Source organism: Prevotella sp. TCVGH (genome assembly GCF_023522295.1).
Lineage (GTDB): Bacteria > Bacteroidota > Bacteroidia > Bacteroidales > Bacteroidaceae > Prevotella > Prevotella timonensis.
Window position 1 is genome coordinate 1 of the sequence record NZ_QFFX01000046.1, and the last position, 22,830, is coordinate 22,830.

Genomic DNA, 22,830 nt, shown 5'->3' on the forward strand with positions numbered 1-22,830 from the left:
ACCCCTTTATCAGGTGGTTATAGCGGCAGGGTTCCACCTCTTCCCATTCCGAACAGAGAAGTTAAGCCTGCTTGCGCTGATGGTACTACAATGCAATGTGGGAGAGTAGGTAGCTGCCTTTTTTACTTCACGCCTCCAGTGTCTCAACCGATACTGGAGGTTTTTTTTGTTTATAGGCTACAGAGATATAGGGTGGCACGGCGTGAATAGTTGGAAAGGATGCACGGTGTGATGCTTACAAACTTTAAATACTTCTTTATACCCTTGCCTTAGCGACAATGAATAAAAGAACCATCAGGAATATTACCAAGAAAACATAAAAGAATAATCCCAATCGATATTCTTTCTTTGTCAGTAACGCCTCGTGTTCTTTCATTTTTCGTTCAGGAAATAAAAACCACGCCAAAGAATATAAGGGTACAACTAAAAGTGCACCTATTAGATACATTTCTCCTTTCGAATCTGCATGCCAAATATCAAATATACTCTTGGTATCTAATAGAACTATTATTAGAAAGTAAATAAATATAAAAAGCACGAGGATGTTGCTTAGCGTAGCAAAATACGGGATACTCTTATTAAATCCCTTCATGTTATAACGATATAAACTTGCTATAATTTTATACATAGATGCTCATTAAATAATCATTAAACAAAAATCTTGGTACAAGTGATGCTGTCTCGTTTCAGTTTCTTTTGTGCTGCGTTTTTTCTTGTGATCTACGATTCTTATGCTTAGCTGCCAACTCCTTAAGTGGAAGTTGGGAATAGATGCGTCAAATTTTACTTTTTACAAAGTTATTAGGATAAGTTTATAAAATATTGAACTCCGTAATAATCAAAGTTAATGTTATAGTTAGAGTTTTGTAACTTCACAAAGTTTTTTTAAGACTTTATTTCGATTCTTCTCTTGATGGGGACGTGCTGGAGGGTTATGTTAAGGTATAAATAATATATTACTCTGTCGAACAATTAGTTATAAATTTACAGAAAATTCTTTCTTTAGAATATACCATACGACCAGATATGTTCTTTTGGACAATTCTCTTATTAATTTTTCCATTTTCACCTATGGTATATTCATAGATTTGAATAGTACAATGAGGCGATTCCACTTTGTTCATATCGTTTGGATTATTCATCACGCCTTGTTCTACTATTATCTTGAACGGATGAATGGTTCCAAAAAATTCCACAGCATGAATATCGCTACCATGTGAAATAGTTTCAAAATCAATTAGTTTCCCTGTTTTTGAGTACACCAACAAAACGTCTTCAGCATAAGGATATTCATTGATATGCGGAATATCACATAACTTCGAAACAAATACAATGACATATTTGTTTGAAGGTATTCTCCGACCATACCTATACCATAAACCTTTTGTTGTACAATTACAGTTTAGTTTCTTTGGAAGATATTTGGACACGGTATTTTTGTTAATTTCCACACTGTCTTTGGAGAAAAAATAGGCGTTAAATTCTTTTTGCTCACATGGCATAAAATGACTGATATAATTATTAAAATCTTTATTACTTTGAGCGATGACAGGAAGAATACTCCAGATGAGAAGTAAAATAAGTAGTTTCTTCATAGAGAATGTTAATTTATTGATTGTTTTGCAATTACTATTTGTTGAAACGAACATTGGTTACTACGTAATCATGAATTTTTTTATCAAGCGTTTTATAAATACCCACCAATCTTGCATCTTTAACTGTCAAAGTGTGGGTAGATTCAGCTTCAAAATTCAACTATGTTTGCAAATTTAAGAAAAAAGTCTCACTTGATATTCTGAATCCCAATATTTTTCTTGGTCTGGCATTTATTTTATATTGATATTCTTTTACCAGACAGCAATAAATAATAAACTATGCTCAGCAGGGTATGCAACTTTAATGGAGGCGTATCTCGAATAGCACCCAAAATAGGAACCTCCGTATGCGGAACTGCATGTACGGTGGTGTGAGAGGTCGGTGAACTCGAAAGTAGGAGATAAACACCTATGATTATTGTTTACCTTCTACTCGATTATAAAAATACTAAATATGTAAATCGTATTAAGGCATTATCTTGGGTGTTCATCAGAGTGCAATCATTTTTAAAAAGTATGCCATGTGTGGTGCGCCTTTCTTGTATAAATCATGCGCCATCTTGTTCAAAAGTACTTCTGCATATTTTTCAAATACTCGTAAAGTGTTATAAACGGTATATAGGTTTAGTGTTATCGTAAGTGTCCTGCATAATTAAGCTTTTTTTTCTCTTCAAGCATAATCAGTAATGTCAAATATTGGTCTTTTTACAGTTAAAGATTGAACTATAATTCAAATATTTGACGAGATTCTTATAATATTTGAATAATAACTCTTAATTAATTTGGTGCAATAAGTTTAATAACCTACTTTTGCAGAAAAATCTAATGAATATGATTAAAGATATTAATCGCCTTAAAGTTGTTCTCGCAGAAAAGAAGAAAACTAATAGATGGTTGGCAAACAAACTTGGCAAAGATGAAGGTACAGTTTCGAAATGGTGTACTAACACCATGCAACCAAATTTAGAAACCCTGAGAGAAACAGCAATGTTACTTGACGTTAATGTGACGGAATTACTTTGGCCAACAAAGTAATAATGTCGGAGTACAGTAATTATTAATTTACTAGTTTCTGAAAATCTAAGCAAAGTGAAGATTGTTACTTTATGTTTTATGTTTGGCATGCGTCATTTTATTGCCACAGTCAAATTCATTGCAAGTTTTGAAAAAAGTAAAATTATCGAATAATTCATTCTTAAAGACCTTAGCATGTTTCTTAAAAAAATTACATACGCGTTAATTGTATTAAGTCTATCTTTTACCCAAGTATGGGGACAGGGCAATAGTATGACAAATGATGAAAATGTAGTAGCTCAAATGAATTACTGCATAAATAGTTTGACTAATATTGTCCATAGTAAGTCTATGTCTGTTCTTGAACATGAATCTGATCAGCTTATTAATAATCTAACAATGCAGCAAATTATTGGTCTTCCTGAAATCAAGGATTTTAGAATTGACTTAATGGATGCTATTAGTAAGTTTGAAATAACGGAAGAAGAAAGAAATTTAATGAGGCGAATTCAGTCCATAAAAAGAGATAATGTGAAATGGTCTGCTATTTCTAATGCACTGAGTCCAACAATGCTTTTGACAGGTACTGGTGGATTCGGTCCACAGTTAGCTTTTCAATCGTTACTTTCTGCTGCACGATCTGTTGTTGAATATAAATCCATGCAGGGTGAACAGAACATTGAGGAACTTCAAGCAATGTGGGAACTACGCAAAGAAGATATGCAAACAATAAGTGAGCTACGCAAATCAGCTCAAGGAATAGTCTTTGATTTATATAACAAATACCATTTAAACGAGAGCGACCGTTTAACCGAAGCAACAGCAAACTTATTCAATGACTATATTACAATTGCTGATGCCTCTAGAAGGCTAAGACTTTTGCAAGATAACTATGAAGTATATAAGCGAATACCAGAATATTACTATCATTTAGGTATGGCCTATTTAGATAAGGGTGATTATTCAAATGCAAAACTGCAATTCTCAGTATATCTTCAGATGTATAAAAGAACACCAATTCTTCGATATGATGAAAGAAGCGGTTGTATTGCATTAGCTATGTTAACATATGATCAGTCCCTTTCACCTAGTGAAAAAGAAGAACTTGTTTCTGTTGCAATTAAAAATTTACCTAGCAATAGTGCTGCTGTTCTTCAATGTGCAATGATTTATATTTACGAATTAAGACAAACCGAAAAAGGTTTCCAATTAATAAGAGTAGGTATAGATGATCCGGAAGCATCAGATAGAGATGTTTTGTTCATGGCTGCCGCAAATCTTTTACCATATGCAAAATCATTTCCTTCTGTTTATCGAGCAATACTTGACATATTTAAACATACGCCTTCCGTTAGTTTTGATTCCTTTTTGACTTATTTAATTTATTCTCAATCAAATCCTTGGCAGCAAATTAATCGGATTTTGAATTTTACAGATTGTTATAAAAGGACATGGTATACGTTATGGATTGGAAAGAAATTTAATGATGATTTTCATTTGTTATTGTCTAACAAAACTCTTTTTTCGTTAAATGACGTATACATGTATTTGGAAGAACATGACAATAAAAAGGTTGTTATTCATCAATTAAAAGCTACAGATTGCAATTCAATAGCAGAAGATGAAATTAATGATGTTGATTGTTTTCAAGCAAACAAAAACCTTAAGTTCTTGTATGTAGAGACATTAAGTGATGGTACGTATAAATTAAAAGCAAATCTTGATTTAGCTAAGATCAAAGAAGAGTCATGGCCAAGGCAAAGTGAATTTACTCTGACAGAAAGCGATATTGATGATATCATTGATTTTTGTGAAGATCATGCACTGCCAGAATCAGGAACAGACCTTTCTTTTAGTAAAATTAGTGAAATAAACAAGGAATTAAGTAAGAGCTCTGAAGATTTAGCAGTAGAGTTTTATGGTGATACACTTATGTATAAAGTTCATCATTCAGCCCTTCAAAAAGGTTATTATCTGAGATTGGTATTTGCGAATGAGCTGCAAGTAGTATACAAATATAATGATGATCTAAATACATTTACACCATATATTATATATGACGGCAAGAAGTGTTCGTTCGCAAATTCTAATGCTAAGAATGAATATCTATATATTGAAAAAGCTGATAAAAAACTAGAAAAAATAAATGATCAATCTTCTTGGTGGAATAAGATATGGTCTTCTATAAGTGGTATGCTCTCTTCGAATGATGATGCGAAAAAAGAAGATAATACCATTAAAGATAAAAATTTAGATAACAATTCTGCTGACGAAGTGTCTTGGTGGGAATCTACGTGGACTTATATTAAGAATATTTTTAAATGAATTTGATGAAAAGAACAATCTTTGCATTCTTGATTTTTGCATGTGCCATTAGAGTAATGGCACACAGTTCATTTATTGCACACTGTGAAGATATGATGGCTGTTTTTGGATTTGAATACAATATTAAGCTATTTAGTAGAAGTAAAGATACACGCTCAAACAAAAGTTGGACTAAATTTATCAGTTCTGATATGATAGATAATACCATTTTCCATCGATTTTTAGAAGATAAATATCAGAACTTCAAGATTGCAACTCCAAACTATCACCGACTGCTATTTCATTGGGCATATAACGCAGAACCATGGAGCCCATACTTAGAAAGACATATAAGAACCTATTGTAGATTAAATTATATCGATGAAGAAAAAACTATAAATGAAATAAAGTTATTAGTTAAATCTGAACAGAAAAAAAGAAATCATAAAATAAACGAAGAAACAGAGAAAGTATTTGGATTCGCACATGGTGGAAATGATGCGAAATATGCCCAGTTTTTTGCATCAATGGCTTATAATGTACACTTATTAGGCGATCAGCAACCTGACAATCGTGTTTTTGTAGGTGTCGCAAGCGTAAATACAATAGTAAGTCATATCATAATTTCTTTGCGTATGCTTGATAGTACCAAGAGTAAACCTTTAGAAAAGGAATTAACTATACTAAACAAACAGAATATTAATTCTCACGAAAAAGCAACTCTTGTAATGAATTATCTCAAAAAGGCTGTGCCCAATTTTATAAAAAATGCCCAAAGTGGCTCTATTTACAGAAGATTGAGCAAAAACGGCTATATTATAAAATAACTATAGCTTTTAAAGTGGATTCAGTTGTTCAACAATCGGGTAAGAGGTAAAATTCTGACAATTAAGATTTACCTTCTGCCCGAAAAAGAGAGCTTTTGGTGATTGTATCACCTATAATGTAAAGGTAGATATCATCGTCCTCAATTATATTATTGCTCTTCTTTTTGAGCTCCAACCTCTTCTTTTTCCAATTGCTTGGCAACTTTCTTTACATCATCTGTTGCATCCTCAGGGAGACCATAGCAGATGATGTTATCCTTGATTTCCTCTGCGCTCACTTTGCACATCACATCGTATGTGTGCCTCCAACTATCGGATTATAGTAAGTATCAAACATTAGCCGTGTCTGTTTGGTCTTCCTGCTTTGCTACCTTTGCCCGAAAAACTTGTGTTTGTATTCAACAAAACAAATATTTTTCGGGCTTGTTGCACACCTTTGAATATGCGTCAGGGTATTCTTTGCCTGTTCAAATTGGTACGCACAATAATTGTAAATTTGAAAAATTAATTGAATTACAGATATAAAAAGTCAGAAAACTTAAATTAACATTCTTTAATCCCGGCAAGAGTCGTGAGATGAGACTTAAAAAATACTCATTTATTTTGTGAGTTGTTACAATTAGCGTACCTTTGTATTAAATCAAGCAGAGCTTGTTTGGCTTCGGCTTGCATCATCAATAAAACAACGAAAAGAGACAACCATGAACTTAAAAGTGCGTTTGGCGGCCATGAACTTTTTGGAGTTCGCCGTTTGGGGATCATATCTTACCTGTATGGGCATTTATTTGACGAACATTGGAATGGCGTCAAATATCGGAATCTTTTTCGCCATGCAGGGCATCGTGTCTATATTTATGCCTGCATTGATGGGTATCATTGCCGACAGGTGGATACCCGCACAACGACTTTTGGGGGTGTGTCACTTGCTTGCGGGGTTGTTTATGTTTGGTGCTGCTTATTATGGATATATGCAAGGTAGTGCGGCAGAGTTTGGTGTTCTCTTTACATTGTATTCGTTGAGTGTAGCGTTTTATATGCCGACCTTAGCCTTATCCAACTCGGTAGCATACACTGCGCTGACACAAGCAAGGATGGATACGATTAAAGATTTTCCACCCATTCGTACCTTTGGCACCATCGGATTTATTTGTGCCATGTGGTTTGTAGATATTATGGGATTTAAGAGCAACCAAAACCAATTTGTGGTGAGTGGGGTTTTGAGTGTACTTCTTTTCTTATATACCTTTACCTTACCCAAATGTCCTGTCAGTAAACATCATGAAGCTACCTCTTTGGTGGATGCTTTTGGGTTGCGCGCTTTCTCCTTGTTTAAGGATAAACACATGGCTATCTTCTTTATCTTCTCCATGTTATTAGGAGTAAGTTTGCAGATAACCAACGGTTTTGCCACTCCCTTTATAGAAAGTTTCAAATCGATACCAGCCTATGCTGATTCGTTTGGTGTAAAATACCCTGTTATCTTATATTCTTTGTCGCAAGTGAGTGAGACGCTGTGCATTTTGATGATTCCTTTCTTTATGAAAAGGTATGGCATCAAGAATGTGATGTTGATAGCGATGTTTGCTTGGGTACTCAGATTTGGTTTACTCGGTTTAGGTAATCCTGGGAGTGGCGTGTGGATGTTTTTGCTTTCTATGATTATATATGGTGTAGCATTTGACTTCTTTAATATTAGTGGGTCGCTATATGTAGACCAAGCTACACCACACTCTCTTCGTTCCAGTGCACAAGGATTGTTTATGTTGATGACCAATGGAATAGGTGCCACGGCAGGTTCGTTTGCTGCGCAAGCTGTTGTTACTTCGCATACGGTGAATGGCGTGACGAATTGGCCTATATGCTGGTATATTTTTGCAGGCTATGCTTTGGTAGTAGGCATTTGCTTTGGTTTCATGTTTAGACCTAAAAAAGAAGTGAAAGTATGAATAAGGTACGGCTAACTGTTAAAAGTGTGACAGAAATAGTGGGTAACAAGGATGTGGGATTGGTGGTACTTGTAGATGAAAATGAGCAACGCCAAATCGCTATTCCTTGCGACTATCAGATGTTGTACCAGTTGCAGTTACGAATACAAAATATCCCTATTACACCTTTGTTATTGCCAGAGGTGCTATGGCACGTAGTGCGGAGTGAAACAACTGCAGACTTTGAAATTCTTATCCATGATGTGATAGATGGTCAATATCGGTGTATGTTGATGAACAATTCGTCATTTGAGCCTTATACGATAAGGGTGAGCGATGCTTTGTTGCTCTCCTTGATTAGTAAAACGCCCATTTATATGGATGAGAATTTGATGAAGAAACAAAGTGTTGCTTTTAAGAAGGATTCTAAAGGGATGTCTATTCCTCTCAACACGCTGACTGATGATATGCTGAGAAAAGCATTAAATAAAGCCATTGAAGAAGAAAATTACGAAATGGCATCACACTTGAGAGACGAAATGAAAAGACGCAATTTACTTGATACAGATGACAAAAAATGAAAGAAGTTAGATATTTTTTTGTTCCTGATGCCGACCACGTTAACGAACTTCCTACAAGTGAAGCACTCCACGCGTTACGCGTACTAAGATTATCGAGTGGAGATGAGATGTTTCTCATGGATGGCGTTGGAAATTTTTATCGAGCAATAGTTACAATTGCTTCAACCAAGCATTGCTTCTATGAAATACAGGAAACTCTACCGCAACAAAAAAGCTGGCGTGGACATATACATTTGGCAATTGCACCTACCAAGACGATGGAGCGTATAGAATGGATGGTTGAGAAGATGACAGAGGTAGGATTTGATGAAATCACGTTCTTGAATTGTCAATTTTCTGAACGCAAACAGATACGTCCAATCCGATTAGAAAAGATTGTGATAGCGGCAATGAAACAAAGTAGAAAACCTTGGAAGCCAATTGTTAATCCAATGGTTTCGTATAAGAACTTTATTCATCATCAAACCACTGGACATCGCTATATAGCACACTGCTACCCAGAGATTGAACGCAAAGATTTGCTTACTACGCTCCACCAAATGACAGACGATGACGATATAACTATCTTGGTAGGTCCTGAAGGTGATTTCTCTGTTGACGAAGTGAAATTAGCCGAGCAAGCAGGGTTTGAATCAATCTCACTTGGAAAAAACCGACTTCGCACTGAAACCGCTGGACTGATGGCTGTTGCAATGACTCAAATGTTTAGACGTACTTATCCATAAACTCTTATTTCAACAATGAAATTCTCTTACACCTATTCTTTAGTAGCAATCATCTTCTCTGTGTTGTTATTCACAGGATGTGCAAATGAAAGCTATCAGCAAGCCATTCCTAAGGAGTCTACCGCATTGGTATCTTTTGATGCCAGTCAGATGAGTGGCATCAATAATAAAACACTCCTCAGAACCATTCTTAAGATGAAAAATCTTGATGAGAGTGGGATAGACTTCACGCAAAAGATTTATCTTTTTACATCTCCTGATGGAAATCTTGGTATTTGTGCTAAAGTGGATAATGCTGACAAAATATCAACGATGCTCCAACGTATGGGGAGTGAATCCGTTTCATTTAGGGATGCGTTCTTTTCTACAATTCGTGATTCGTGGATGGTGGGATATAACAAGCAGTCGTTGTTAATCATGGGACCTATTCCACTGACGAAGCAAGAAGAAGCGAAAGCCACCATTGCCAAATACTTGCAACAAGACGAAGAAGAAAGTATCTTGGCGTCACCGATATACCAAGTTTTAGACTCTTTGGACAGTCCTATGACGTTAGTGGCACAAGCACAAGCCTTGCCCGATAAAATCATTGCCCCTTTGATGCTTGGAGCTCCAAAGGATGCAACGACAACAGATGTCTTGATAGCTGCCAAGATGAAAGTAGAGAAGGGATGTTGGTATGTAGAAGGTTCACCGTTTTCGTGGAATAAGCGTATTAACCAAACGATACAGGAGTCGAAAAAGATTTATCGTCCTATTCAAGGCAAATACATAGAAGCAATGCCAGATACAGCATTGTTTGGGATGTTTGTTAACGTAGATGGCAAGCAGTTTTTACCCATATTGCAGAATAATAAAAGCTTACAAGTGCTACTGACTGGAATCAATCAAGCCATTGATTTGGATAATATTATTCGAAGTGTCAACGGAGATATGAGTGTGGTGATTCCTCAATATGAGCAGCAAAACATCAGTATCTCGATGGCGGCTCAATTAGCACACTCCAAATGGTTGGCAGATGTAGATTACTGGAAGCAATCTGTACCTACGGGTGGGAAGCTAACAGATTGGAACAAGCATGCTTTTGTATATACGAATGGCAAAACAAGATTTTTCTTTGGTGTTACTGTCAATCTGCAATTTTACAGTGGAGCAACTCCGCAAGAGGCATCCAATTCAATAAAGGCATCCAATCATCCGTTTGAGAGTTCAATACTCCATCAGATAAAGGGTGAAAAGATGGTGATGATTATCAATGTGAGGGATTATCGTAACGAAAGGCTTAGCATGATAACAGATTTGCTCAGACCTGTTTTTGGAAACATACATACCCTCGTGTATAAACTCAATTAACTCGTGGAATCGATTCTTTTTGACCATGTAATGCCACACGTTTTTGAAAAAACGGAAGGCTTGCAATCCGAAGTTTGGAACAAACATATCACTTTAGAGAAAGGTAAGAATTACCTGATTGAAGCACATTCTGGCAAAGGAAAAAGTACTTTTTGCAGTTATGTGATAGGGTATAGACACGATTATGCTGGTTGTATCTTGTTTGATCAACAGGACATTCGCAGTTTCAATATTCGTCATTGGATAGATATTCGAAGACATCATATCAGTTATATGTTTCAAGAACTTCGACTATTTCCAGAATTGACGGCGTGGGAGAATGTTGAGATTAAGAATAACATGACCAAGTATAAATCGAAGAGCGAGATAATGGGCTGGTTCGAAGCATTAGGTATTGCAGACAAGACGAATGTTCAAGTCTCTAAAATGTCTTTTGGACAACAGCAGCGAGTGGCAATGATGCGTGCCTTAGTTCAGCCTTTCGACTTCTTGTTGGCAGATGAACCCATTAGTCATCTTGACGATATGAATGCGAAGGTGATGCAAGACCTCATGATGACAGAAGTAAACAAGCAAGGAGCAGGTGTCATTATTACCAGTATCGGTAAACACATGCTTGCTTTATACGATAAGATGATACGATTATGAAGTTAGTTTGGAAACTGCTGAAGCAGAATATGAGTATCCCACAATTTGTTGGGTTCTTTTTTGCAAGTCTTTTTGGGATGTTTATTGTGTTGTTTGGCTACCAATTCTACCGTGATGTTTTGCCTTTCTTTCAAGATAAAGACAGTTTCATGAAGAGCGATTATCTCGTTATCAGTAAACGTATAGATACCAATACATCGTTTACTGGTAGGACAAACAATTTTTCCTCATCAGAAATAAATCATCTTTCTCAACAACCATTTATACAAAAAGTGGGTTCCTTTCATTCAGCTAATTATCAATCAGAGGTAAGTATGGATGTACAAGGAAATCGTCTCTTTGACTCCGAGTTCTTTTTTGAAAGCATTCCAGACGCTTTTGTAAATGTTCCTTTATCAGAGTGGAAGTATGACGGGAAAGACGATATCGTGCCTATCATATTCCCTAAATCGTATTTGGCGATGTATAACTTCGGCTATGCAAGAAATCATTCGCTGCCAAAGATTTCTGAAGGTTTAGTGGGTATGCTTGATGTACAAATCCATATCCGTGGAAATGGACAAGAACTAACACTAAAAGGAAAGGTGATAGGCTTCTCCAGCCAACTTAGTACCATCTTAGTTCCTGAAAGTTTTATGGCTTGGAGTAACCAAAGATTCTCGTCAACTCCTCAAAATGGACCTAATCGACTCATCGTAGATGTAGCGAATCCCACAGATACACAATTCTCACAATACTTAGAAAAAAAAGGATATGAAGTAGAAAACAGCAATTCTTCTGCAGAAAAGATGGCTTATTTCTTTCGCCTGATTGTAGTGATAGTGATGATGATAGGATTAATCATATCCGTATTGAGCTTTTATATTTTGATGTTAAGCATTTATCTTTTGGTACAAAAAAATACTTCTAAGCTACAAAATTTGATGCTCATAGGATATAGTCCATCACAAGTTGCCCAACCTTATCAGCTTCTGACCTTGTCACTCCATGGACTTGTGTTCGTACTTGCGATAGGAATTTTAGCAATCGTTCGCCCCTTGTACATGGATGTATTGTATAATCTGTTGCCCAGTCTTGATAATGGCGGTCTTGGTCCGACTTGCTTATTGGGCGTAGTTCTATTATTAGGCGTTACAGCCATTAACAGTTGGATTATTCGAAATAAGATGGCATCCATCTGGAAGAGCAATACAGTTCATTGAATACGTATATTCTTTTATATTTGATCGTTGTTGCTGTGTAATTCTTCAAATTATAAAGTTCTGAGATAAATGGTAACACAAGCAACAACCCTTATTCTATAAGAATCCTGCAGATAAATTTTCAGTTGCATACATTTTTAATAAAAATGTAACAACTTTATCGATATTTTTAGCTAAATTTGCAATCGTAATCTGTATTACACGATATTTTACCGCATTATTCATTAAAATTTATCAAACAAAATGCAGAAAAGAATTCTTTTTCTGGTGAGCATGATGATGATAGTTTGTCATTCTATCATGGCTCAGGTTACAACTTCTTCCATGAATGGTAAGGTTACACTTAAGGGAACGGGTGAACAACTCGTCGGTGCTACCATTCAAGCGGTTCACGAACCTTCTGGAACGCGTTATGGAGCAGTGACGAATGTAGATGGTCGTTTCAATATTCAAGGTATGCGTACAGGCGGACCATACAAGGTGACAGTAAGTTATGTTGGTTATCAAACTAAGACTTACACGGGCATTAAGTTGCAATTGGCCGAAGTTTACAACCTGAATGTTGAGCTTTCTGAGGATGCAGCACTGTTAGGAGAGGTTGTTGTAAGTGCTACGGCTTCGAAGTTTGCTGCCGAAAAGACAGGTGCCTCTACCAACATCAACAAGTCGCAGATAGCAAATTTGCCGACAGTAAGCCGAAGTATTACTGATATTACACGCTTGTCTCCCTATGGTGGCAACGGTATGAGCTTTGGAGGTGTAGACGGTCGTACTGCGAACTTTACGGTAGACGGTGCCAACTTCAATAACAATTTTGGTTTGAGTCCCTCACTTCCTGGGGGAGGAAATCCTATTTCAATAGAGGCTATCGAAGAGTTACAAGTGGTTGTTGCACCATACGATGTACGACAAACAAACTTTATTGGTGGTGGTGTTAACGCAATTACCAAATCTGGAAACAATCAGTTTCAAGGAACGGCATATGTATATCATGAAAATGAGAACCTCAGAGGAGACGCTGTAAAAAGGCAACAAATATCTGGAGCTCGCGAAAAGGATCAGAAAACCACATACGGTTTTACGCTCGGAGGTCCAATTCTTAAGAATAAATTGTTCTTCTTTGTAAATGCCGAGGCTATTAACATCCCTACGATAGTGAACCGTTGGAGAGGATCTGCTAAGGGTATTGCAGACCCTGACAACTTTATCTCTCGTACATCTTTGAAGGATTTGCAGACAGTGTCAGATTTTGTCAAAAACAAATATGGTTATGACACTGGTTCTTACGCCGATTTCCCTGCCGACAAGAATAATTATAAGCTGTTGGCACGTATCGATTGGAACATTACCGACCAACATCGTTTGGCTTTGCGTTATAACTATACAAAGAATCAAAACTGGATTTCTCCTAATGCTTCTTCTATGGACGGTGGTACGCGTATGTCAGAAGGTCGCTTGTCAAAAGCGTCTATGGCTTATGCTAATTCGATGTATTCCAAGGATAACTTGGTACATTCGTTCTCCTTTGATTTGAATAGTAGATTATCAGAAAACTTATCAAACCAATTATTGGCTACTTATTCTAAATTGGACGATGTTCGTGGTACCAATTCAAGTGAATTCCCATTCATAGATATCCTTAAAGATGGACAAGCTTATTTGTCACTTGGATACGAGTTGTTTACTTGGAACAACGCTGTTCATAACAATGTATGGAATGTGAAAGATGAGTTGACCTATTACTTGGGCAATCATAAGATAATAGGAGGCTTGGCTTATGAATATAAAATGGCTGATAACTCTTATATGCGTAATGGTACTGGATATTATCGCTATACTTCTTTAGATGACTTTCTGAATGGAGGTACACCTGAGATTGTGAACCTTACCTACGGATATGATGGCGAAAAAGCTCCCGCAGCTCGTGTACGTACCAACAAATACAGTCTCTATGCACAAGACGAATGGTCAATGACCGATAACTTTAAGTTGACATACGGATTGCGCATTGATAATTTAGTCTTCGATAACAAAGATTTGATTGCCAATAAAGCAATCAATGACTTAGACTTTAATGGTCGACACCTTGACACTGGCAAGTGGCCTAATGCCAACTGGATATTCTCTCCACGTGTTGGATTCAGCTGGGATGTTTTGGGTAATAAGACGCTGAAAGTACGTGGTGGTACAGGACTGTTTGCAGGAAACCTGCCACTTGTATTCTTTACCAACATGCCAACCAATGGTGGTATGGTGCAATACAATGCACACATCAATGCAGGAATTGCAGCCAAGCGAGGTTTTGACATGACACAGTTTGCTGGTGGATTGGTAACAGACGGAGAGGGGAGAGCCACACATGCCGCTCTTTACGAAAAATTGGCTTCTTTAGGTTATCCTACAACGGTCAAGCCTGAAGATGGTGTAGTGCCTTCGTCTGTGGCTGGAATCGCTTCTGATTTTAAGATGCCACAGGTATGGAAAACTTCCATTGCAGTTGATTACCAACTCCCGATTCCTTTTCCTGCAACTCTGACAGGCGAATTAATTTTCAACAAATCCATCAACGAGACTTCTATCTCTGATTGGAGCATTCCTTCAGTAGGAGGCTTTGCACGCTTCAACGGTGTAGACAACCGACCTATTTATCCCACAGGATATCATACCAACACCAGTGCCTTCGTTCTTGAGAATACCAGTCGTGGATATGGTTGGATAGGAAACATTACTTTGAATACCCAACCTACCGAATGGTTGGATTTCACAGCAGCTTATACGCACACGGTGTCTAAGAACGTAACAGGTATGCCTGGTTCTAACGCTGAGTCAGCATTTACTTATGTACCTACGGTTGAAGGACCTAACCACATTCGTTTGCACAATTCACAGTATGTTACTCCCGATCGCTTAATGGCATCTGCAACCATTCATGACAAGAGTGGTAATCACTATGGTTTCTTCTACGAGGCATGGCGAGGCGGAGCCAACTACTCTTACATGACGGTGAATGATATCAATAGCGACGGATATAATTACGATGCCCTTTACATTCCTACCGATGAACAAGTAGCGAACAATGATTTCAGATTTGTTTCTGAAGATGATAAGACCCGTTTCATGGATTATGTGCATAACAATAACTATCTCAAAAAGCATCAGGGCGAATATGCAGAGGCTTACAGTCTGTATTCTCCATGGGTTCACCGCATCGACTTTAGTTATAAGCACGATTTCAAAGTCAACATTGGTAACACCAAACACAAACTGCAACTCAGTTGTGACGTCAAGAACCTCATGAATCTTTTCAACTCCAGTTGGGGTGTAGCAAAGTATTTGAATCCTGCTATTGGTGCTGAAGCACGTATCCTTAAATTCGAAGGTGTAGACAAAGAAGGTTATGCCACTTATTCAACGCCTGCATCTATTCATGGCAATACAGAAACTTTCACACCAAATTACTCTCTCGGACAATGCTGGTATGCCTCCATTGGTATTAAATATACATTTAATTAATTCATATAGTTGAAAAATTGAAAACATGAAACTAAAATATATTTTTCTTACATTCGTTGCCTTTATAGCTCTTGGGTTCACCAGCTGTGAAGACAATAAAGACATCACACTGTTAGATGCAGTCCAGGTTTCCTCCTCTTATGTGGCAATAGATGCCAAGGGAGGCACCCAGAAAATAACAGTTACAGCCACGGAAGACTGGAGTATGGACTTCATGGTTCCAGTCAAGGCCGACTCGCTTGATGATGAAAAGGGTATCGTGAAATACGATGTGCCAACAAACCAGATGGCAACCAAGCAAAACAAGTGGGTCAAGGTGTCGCAGCTTAGCGGTGGTGCAGGGACTACCGAGGTATCCTTCTCTGCCGATGCAACAACCGCAACGCGTTCTGTTACAATCCGCATCAAGGCTGGTGACAAGTACCAGAATATCATTGTTGCCCAGATAGACAATTCTTCAACGCCCGAAAGCACCGTGAAGGATGTGCTGACAGGCGTTGACAGCAAGACCTACCGTGTGAAAGGTATGTGTGGGAAAATCATCAATACTACATACGGCAACTGGTATATGGTGGATGGTGAGGGCAACGAACTCTATATCTATGGTACAAAGGATGCATCAGGTGCATACAACTGGAAGAAGTTCAACATAGCTCCTGGTGATCTTGTCACTGTTGAAGGTGTTAGGAAGACCTATAAATCAACAATTGAGATTGAGAATGCCACATTTATCTCAGTGAAAAAGGCACTCTTGCTCTGCAAAGAGACAAGTAAAACTATCGGCAAGGAAGCAAAGTCGTTCAACATCGCCATCACACAGAAAGGAGAGGGCTTGAGTTTCAAGTCAAATGTCAACTGGATGACGATAGAGCCAGGCTACTCGGTAAACAAGAAGGGTGACCTGGTGTTCACCGTCAGTCCTTCAGAGAATACAACAGGTAAGAATCGTGAAGGTACGCTTACTTTCAAGAGCACCAAAGGGGATGACGAGTCTGTGGTGACGGTTTCCATCATTCAGCTGGGAACTACTCCTGCCGCTACAGGCGGCATCGCGGGTATCGCTACAGCAATAGCTGCCAGCTCAGACAAGAAAAAGCAGGTGAACTTCGACGTGATGCTCACCGATGCTAAGGTGACCTACAAGAATGGCAGCAACATCTTCATCGAGGACGCAACAGGTGGCCTGTTGCTTTACAGTGGAGACGCCACGCTCGCCGTGGGCGATGTGATTAATGGACGTGTGTGGGGCTCAGGCTATGCATACAATGGGCTGCCTGAGGCAACCAAACTTGGAACTGGGCTGGCCAAGATAACCAAAGGGGATACGCCCAAGCCAATAGAGGTGACCCTTGCACAGCTTGCGGCTGACTACAACAAGTATATGAGCCGCCTAATCCTTGTCAAAGACGCTACTGTGGGCAAGGACATCAATGTGAAGTACTCGGCGGTTGTCAGTGCAGGTGCGTTGACAGATGGCACCAACACGTTTGCCCTGAACCACCAAAGGTCGGGCAAGTACAACGGCAAGAACATCTACTATTACATCCAGGCAGCTAAGGACAGCAAGGTTAACGTCATCTGCATCCCATCAGTGTACAAAACCAAAAAACAGCTCAATATATGGGACAAGAACTGGATCGGAAAACAGTAAGCGCTTGTTGCATAGAATAATCAAGGAGGGTGTGCTTCATAGCACACCCTCCTTTTGGCTGGTACAAGTCCAGCCGCATATTAATTGGCTTGATTCCTTTGTGGTATTTCATAATTTTCTTACCTTTGCCATAGAACCAAAGAAGACTGTAAATAGATGGTTATAGATTTCAATGAAATAGACGAACAGGCAATAGAAGGCTTCAAAGGCGGAGCCGGTCAGCTCCTTATGCGCAGCTTTGCCGATGATAAGTGCAAAATAATGCTCTCTACACTCAAGCCAGGCGCAAGTTCTGGGCTACATACACACGAACAAAACTGTGAAATTATTTATGTGTTGGAAGGAACATTGACCTTTCATTACGATCAAGAGATTGAAACTGTGCATGCTGGACAAGTGCATTATTGTCCGATGGGACACCAGCACTATATGGAAAATCTTACGAGTACTGACGTGAAATATTTTGCTATCGTCCCAGAGCATCACTAATTGACACAAAGTTGCTCTTGAGGTATGCCAATGATAGTGTCATTTTTATGCCTCGCATTACTAATTGTTGATAAAATTCTATCGAGAACCCAAAAAGAAGTGGTAACTTTGTCGTTGCTATGGAGAAACAAATGATAAAAAACGGGCGTCCTCAAATTGCGATTATCGATTCCAATACGCTTGCAATTTTAGGATTACAGCAAATATTGCAGGATGTGTTTCCAATTATGGAAGTTTCGACTTTCAATTCCTTTGATGAATTGAGTCAAAACTTTCCAGATTCTTTCTTTCACTATTTTGTATCGGTGAGCATTGTTTTAGAGAATCGACTCTTCTTTCTTGACCGACGTAGAAAGACCATTGTCCTTACCACTTCTAATGATCCAATGACCCAACTAACGGGGTTTCATAGCATTTGTGTGAATGTTCCAGAGGATGAACTTGTTCGCTCTGTTCTCATGCTCGAACAGCATGCGCATGGTACGGGGCAACACCTTCCACCTTTACCCAAAGTGTTAAAGAAAAAAGTCCTGTCCGACCGTGAAATAGAAGTATTGTCCTTAATCGTCCAAGGGTATATCAACAAGGAAATAGCCGATCGATTAAATATCGGAATGACAACGGTTATTACCCACCGCAAAAATATCATGGAGAAATTAGGGGTGAAAAGTGTCTCTGCTTTAACTATTTACGCCGTAACGCATGGGTATGTAGACATCAACAATATATAATGGTTCAGCGTCTGTACAGATTTGCTTGCAGACCTATTTTTGGGCATTCCGATAAGTTTGTGGTTACAAGAAAGGAGCTAACAAATGTGCAAACCAACCACGAAATTTCTGCCATGGACTCCTAAACTCATCCCAACTCTTTGGCGTCAACAGAAAACTGTATTTCTTGTCTCGGTCAAAAAGATGGTCTAATTGTTTCGTTGTACACCTATCAAGGATGACGGCATTGTTCTCATAGTCATACCTTAAACTTCTCGCATTAAGGTTGGCGCTCCCTACGGTACAGAATTTTCCATCCACCATCATCACCTTTGTATGGTGAAACCCATCGGTAAACATCCATACCCTTGCCCCTTGCTTCATGAGTTGATGTGCATTATAAAATCCGCAATCGGGGGTCAAGGGGATGTCGCTGCTGGTAGAAAGCATGATTTCTACTTTCACACCACGATGAATTGCATTTCTCAGCGCTTTTTTGATGCCACGATTAAGCGTGAAGTAGGGGTTGATAATCTTCAAACTATCACGAGCAGCATTGATTGCCTCAACATAAAAGTCCCGTATGATTTTGTTACTTATTCTTGGTTCACGATTGATCATCCCAACCGTTTTATGCCCAGCAGAGGCACAAGTGTCGGGGTTTAAGCCTTCCATATAATCTCGACTTCTGTGTCCTCTGAAATACTTGGAACCATGTACGTTTTGTTTTGCCGTTTTGTTCCACATTTTTAGGAAAATACTTTGCAACGTATTTACCGCAAGTCCTTCGATGCGACAGTGCATATCGTTCCATTTTCCCACTTGTTTCGTGCCCTTTATATAATAATCAGCCACATTCATTCCCCCAGTGTAACCCACTTCACCATCAATCACCACAATTTTTCGATGATCTCTGCTTAGTGCATGATTCACCCAAGGGAAGGTAATAGGATCAAATTTATAAATCTCGATGCCCTTTGCACGTATGGAGTCGATGTGTCGCTTCTTTAAGGGACGGTTATTCGAGGCATTTCCAAAGGCATCAAAAAGTGCCCTCACCTCAACTCCTTCACTTGCCTTTCGCTCAAGAAGTTGAAATAAAAGGCTTGCTATCGAGTCGTTTCTGAAGTTAAAGTATTCGAGGTGTACACTACTTTTGGCTTGCTCAATGGCTTTGAACAGATCATCAAACTTTTCTTGTCCATTGGTCAAAAGGGTTACCTTGTTATCGTGTGTGAATGTAACGCCTTCCTTGCACAACGCTTGAGCAATGATGGAATCGGATGATTGTGCTCTTGTGGTGACACAAAAAGCTATACTTAGAATAAATAAAACTGTCCTCAAATTTTCTTACCTTGTCTTACTAAATCATACACGAATAGTGGTCTACTATTCCTAATAAATGGTTTGCTTCGTCCACCACCAACACTGTATGTATCTTATACTGATGCATGATTCGTTGTATTTCCGTTATTTTTGTACTGGGTGCTACGGTTTTCGGATTTGTAGTCATGATATCGCTCACCGTCTTGTCGAAAAACTGCGCTTGCCATTTCTCCATGGCTCGCCTGATGTCGCCATCTGTAATCAAGCCCACTACTTGTTCGTTCTCTAACGACACACCCAATCCCAATTTGCCTTTGCTTACATGAATAATAGCATCACCAAGATGCATCTCCTTGGGAATGATAGGAAGATTGTCCGAACGCATCACATCTGCAGCTGTGGTGAGCAATCGTTTACCCAATTCACCTCCTGGATGAAACTGTGCAAAATCCTTTGGCTTGAATTTTCTTACCTTCATTAAGGCAATGGCCAATGCGTCACCCATGGCAAGTGCTGCTGTAGTACTACTGGTTGGTGCCAAGTTCAGCGGACAAGCCTCTTTCTTCACCGAGCAAAGAATATGGGTTGTGGAATATTTAGCCAGTAGGGAGTGGGCGTTTCTGCTGATAGATACCACGGGTACTTTCATGTGTAGCACCATGGGCAGAAAGCGCAACAGCTCGTCTGTCTGTCCGCTATTGCTCAAAGCCAGCACCACATCATCGGGTGTCATCACTCCCAAATCACCGTGATAGACATCCAACGGATTGATAAAGAACGCTGGAGTACCAGTCGAGGACAATGTTGCGGCTATCTTTGCACCGATATGACCACTTTTTCCTACCCCCGTTACAATGATTTTTCCTTTGCAGTTGAACATCAGTTCGACTGCCTTTTCAAAGTGTTCATCTAACTGTGGGATGAGTTCTAACAACGCTTGGGCTTCATCCTTGATACATTGCGCAGCAAAATCTTTTGTTTGTTTCAGTAAGTTGTTCGTATTCTCGTCCATATCCTAATATCGTTTCCTCTTGGTGTCAGAATAGTTTATGCTTTCAGCAAGTCTTGTATAATCAACTCAAGTTGGTCAAGCGCTATCATGTTAGCAGCGTCACTAAGACCTTGATCGGGCGTGGGATGCGTCTCGAAGAAATAACCTGTCGCCCCAAAAGCTTTGGCTGCTTTTGCCATAGAAGGCACAAAGTGCCTGTCGCCAATCGTCTTTCCGTTGCCCGCACTTGGTCTTTGCACACTGTGGGTACAATCCATGATGACCGTGTCTACCAGTTCGAGCATGTCGGGAATATTTCTAAAATCAACAATTAAGTTGTTATATCCAAAACAGTTACCACGTTCAGTGAGCCACACCTCGTTGGCACCGCTCTCACGTACTTTCTCAACGGGATATTTCATGTCCTTTCCACTCAAAAACTGGGCTTTCTTGATGTTCACCACCTTGCCCGTTTTGGCGGCTGCAACCAACAGGTCGGTTTGTCGACAGAGGAAGGCAGGGATTTGCAAGATGTCGCACACCTGTCCTGCGGCTTCTGCCTGATAGCTTTCGTGAATGTCGGTAGTGATGCGCAGGTGGTACTTTTTCTTTACCTGTTCCAGCATTTGCAGTCCTTTTTCGAGACCAGGACCCCGAAATGAGTGTATAGACGTTCGATTTGCCTTGTCGAACGACGCTTTGAAGATAATCTCTGTACCCAAGCGCTGATTGATTTCAACCAGTCTCGAAGCCACTGTTTCCAGCAGTTCCCACGATTCGATGACGCAAGGGCCTGCTATAAAAATGGGATGCATAAAATAAAATGATATTTAGATTACAAAGGTACAGAAATCACGCATAAAAGCCAAAGCTTTAACGTTTGTTTGCGCTAAACGCACAGCTCTTTCATTGAAGACCAATATTTTTACATCGAAAAAACATCCACTAAACAGCGTTTGTAAAATTGGAACTACACTGCATAACAAGATAATTAATGCTGACCAACTTATGGGAATGATATTGTGTATTGCCTCAAGTCACATTGTGGGGTAAGGGGATATTGTAGACAGAAGAGGGTGCTTCAAGTTCAAATTATCTACAAATTCAGTAATGAGAGGACGTGTAAACACAATAAGGACGTTCAAGGACTTAGTTGCGGATTTGAGGCTTAATTTTTTCATAATTTTAAGTTGTTAAGTTATTATTACCCTAATATTACGCTAGGGACTGCATTTTGTTTCATGTATAGATCTGATGATACTAAAGTTGAATTCGTTCAGAAGATCTGTAGTAATAGATTCACTAGTGTATTAATGAAATACTCTTTTGAAGTGCTAATTTCTGTAACATCTCTAAAGTTTTATTTCTTAATTAATTATTTGATTTTCTCACCGAAGGGTATCTTTTATTTTTTCCTTATAAATACAAAAAATGAGATAACGACAAAGAATAACACATAGGCTATGTTTACGTATTCGCCTTTCGAAAAGTTTATTATCCCGCTATAAAAACAATAGTTTAATCTCCAGACTGTACTATAGGGTATAAGGTAGATATAATCTTTATTTTGAGCAATAATACAAAAAATCGTCATGAGGCTAGCAAACCCAATAGGTAAAACAAAACTCTTAAAAATCAAACTAAGATAATATTGTATAAATGAAACAGCAGAAAGTGCTATAAACAAATACGAAAAATAAGAAGCTATTAGGTTATTAACATTATAACTGGAGAATTCATATCCAGGTAATAACTTATCCAGAGCAAAACCAGACAGAAGGAAAGCAAGATAACCTATAAGGAAAGAAATAAAGTTAATCTCTAAAAGGAAGACTATTTTGCTCGAATAAATTGTCAGCTTGCTAATTGGTCTTGTAAAAAGAAGTCTAAATCCATAATTCTTCTATGTTGCTTTCCAAATAATTGGAAAATATTTGTAATTTATTAACTGTTCATTATCATTCACTTAGCGTGAA

At 38.6% G+C, this 22,830-nt stretch carries 18 protein-coding genes, 1 rRNA gene and 1 pseudogene; 14 read left to right on the top strand and 6 right to left on the bottom strand.

All coding sequences use genetic code 11. The annotated features are described in order from the left end of the window. Positions 1–9 precede the first annotated feature (9 nt). Positions 10–122, top strand: a 5S ribosomal RNA gene (rrf, locus tag DEM91_RS09020). A gap of 834 nt (positions 123–956) precedes the next feature. Here the strand turns inward: rrf and DEM91_RS09025 are convergent. Further along, positions 957–1,595 (bottom strand): hypothetical protein, encoded by a 639-nt coding sequence (locus DEM91_RS09025; protein ID WP_249858692.1) that lies wholly within the window; start codon positions 1,593–1,595, stop codon positions 957–959. Between the two features lie 831 nt (positions 1,596–2,426). On the opposite strand from DEM91_RS09025, the gene DEM91_RS09030 reads away from it, so the two are divergent. From DEM91_RS09030 to DEM91_RS09040, 3 genes are all read left to right on the top strand, one after another. Beyond that, positions 2,427–2,630, top strand: coding sequence for a helix-turn-helix transcriptional regulator (locus tag DEM91_RS09030; RefSeq protein ID WP_375713363.1), 204 nt, complete (start codon positions 2,427–2,429; stop codon positions 2,628–2,630). Between the two features lie 174 nt (positions 2,631–2,804). Then, complete coding sequence (locus DEM91_RS09035) at positions 2,805–4,934, top strand: hypothetical protein (protein ID WP_249858694.1); 2,130 nt, start codon at positions 2,805–2,807, stop codon at positions 4,932–4,934. Positions 4,935–4,939: 5 nt separating this feature from the next. Further along, positions 4,940–5,740 carry a hypothetical protein gene (locus DEM91_RS09040; RefSeq protein ID WP_249858695.1) on the top strand — a complete coding sequence of 267 codons (801 nt, stop codon included), beginning with the start codon at positions 4,940–4,942 and terminating at the stop codon, positions 5,738–5,740. 149 nt (positions 5,741–5,889) lie between these two features. Here DEM91_RS09040 and DEM91_RS09045 read toward each other — a convergent pair whose 3' ends face one another. Then, positions 5,890–6,027, bottom strand: coding sequence for a hypothetical protein (locus DEM91_RS09045; protein ID WP_249858696.1), 138 nt, complete (start codon positions 6,025–6,027; stop codon positions 5,890–5,892). A 414-nt stretch (positions 6,028–6,441) separates the two neighbouring features. Here DEM91_RS09045 and DEM91_RS09050 point away from each other — a divergent pair, with 414 nt between their 5' ends. The 10 genes from DEM91_RS09050 to DEM91_RS09095 all read left to right on the top strand — a co-directional run bounded on the left by DEM91_RS09050 (position 6,442) and on the right by DEM91_RS09095 (position 18,558). Beyond that, a complete protein-coding gene (locus tag DEM91_RS09050; protein WP_249858697.1) occupies positions 6,442–7,686 on the top strand; it encodes an MFS transporter in 1,245 nt (414 codons plus the stop codon). Beyond that, positions 7,683–8,246, top strand: coding sequence for a bifunctional nuclease domain-containing protein (locus DEM91_RS09055; RefSeq protein WP_249858698.1), 564 nt, complete (start codon positions 7,683–7,685; stop codon positions 8,244–8,246). Before DEM91_RS09050 ends, DEM91_RS09055 begins: the two co-directional genes overlap by 4 nt. Beyond that, positions 8,243–8,971, top strand: a complete 729-nt coding sequence (locus DEM91_RS09060; protein WP_103003433.1) for an RsmE family RNA methyltransferase — start codon at positions 8,243–8,245, stop codon at positions 8,969–8,971. The genes DEM91_RS09055 and DEM91_RS09060 overlap by 4 nt, the downstream gene beginning before the upstream one ends. A gap of 15 nt (positions 8,972–8,986) precedes the next feature. Continuing rightward, positions 8,987–10,324 carry a DUF4836 family protein gene (locus DEM91_RS09065; protein WP_249858699.1) on the top strand — a complete coding sequence of 446 codons (1,338 nt, stop codon included), beginning with the start codon at positions 8,987–8,989 and terminating at the stop codon, positions 10,322–10,324. A gap of 3 nt (positions 10,325–10,327) precedes the next feature. Further along, entirely contained in the window at positions 10,328–10,972 is a 645-nt protein-coding gene (locus tag DEM91_RS09070; protein WP_249858700.1) for an ATP-binding cassette domain-containing protein, read from the top strand. After that, positions 10,969–12,174 carry an ABC transporter permease gene (locus tag DEM91_RS09075; protein ID WP_249858701.1) on the top strand — a complete coding sequence of 402 codons (1,206 nt, stop codon included), beginning with the start codon at positions 10,969–10,971 and terminating at the stop codon, positions 12,172–12,174. Before DEM91_RS09070 ends, DEM91_RS09075 begins: the two co-directional genes overlap by 4 nt. A gap of 243 nt (positions 12,175–12,417) precedes the next feature. Then, positions 12,418–15,687: a TonB-dependent receptor gene (locus tag DEM91_RS09080; protein WP_249858702.1), complete on the top strand. Its 3,270-nt coding sequence runs from the start codon at positions 12,418–12,420 to the stop codon at positions 15,685–15,687. Between the two features lie 25 nt (positions 15,688–15,712). Further along, the gene (locus tag DEM91_RS09085; protein ID WP_249858703.1) at positions 15,713–17,338 is read left to right on the top strand and encodes a BACON domain-containing protein; all 1,626 of its coding nucleotides are present in this window, start codon (positions 15,713–15,715) and stop codon (positions 17,336–17,338) included. A gap of 156 nt (positions 17,339–17,494) precedes the next feature. Beyond that, positions 17,495–17,827 (top strand): cupin domain-containing protein, encoded by a 333-nt coding sequence (locus tag DEM91_RS09090; protein ID WP_249858704.1) that lies wholly within the window; start codon positions 17,495–17,497, stop codon positions 17,825–17,827. 131 nt (positions 17,828–17,958) lie between these two features. Continuing rightward, positions 17,959–18,558, top strand: a complete 600-nt coding sequence (locus DEM91_RS09095; RefSeq protein WP_249858705.1) for a helix-turn-helix transcriptional regulator — start codon at positions 17,959–17,961, stop codon at positions 18,556–18,558. 63 nt (positions 18,559–18,621) lie between these two features. Here the strand turns inward: DEM91_RS09095 and DEM91_RS09100 are convergent, their stop codons facing one another. The 4 genes and pseudogenes from DEM91_RS09100 to DEM91_RS12620 all read right to left on the bottom strand — a co-directional run. Next, complete coding sequence (locus tag DEM91_RS09100; RefSeq protein ID WP_249858706.1) at positions 18,622–19,881, bottom strand: phospholipase D-like domain-containing protein; 1,260 nt, start codon at positions 19,879–19,881, stop codon at positions 18,622–18,624. A gap of 19 nt (positions 19,882–19,900) precedes the next feature. Beyond that, positions 19,901–20,875: an SIS domain-containing protein gene (locus DEM91_RS09105; protein WP_249858707.1), complete on the bottom strand. Its 975-nt coding sequence runs from the start codon at positions 20,873–20,875 to the stop codon at positions 19,901–19,903. Positions 20,876–20,910: 35 nt separating this feature from the next. Then, positions 20,911–21,669, bottom strand: a complete 759-nt coding sequence (gene kdsA, locus DEM91_RS09110) for a 3-deoxy-8-phosphooctulonate synthase (protein WP_249858708.1) — start codon at positions 21,667–21,669, stop codon at positions 20,911–20,913. A gap of 590 nt (positions 21,670–22,259) precedes the next feature. Beyond that, positions 22,260–22,742: pseudogene (locus tag DEM91_RS12620) on the bottom strand (bacitracin ABC transporter permease); the annotation flags it as partial. Between the last annotated feature and the right edge of the window lie 88 nt (positions 22,743–22,830).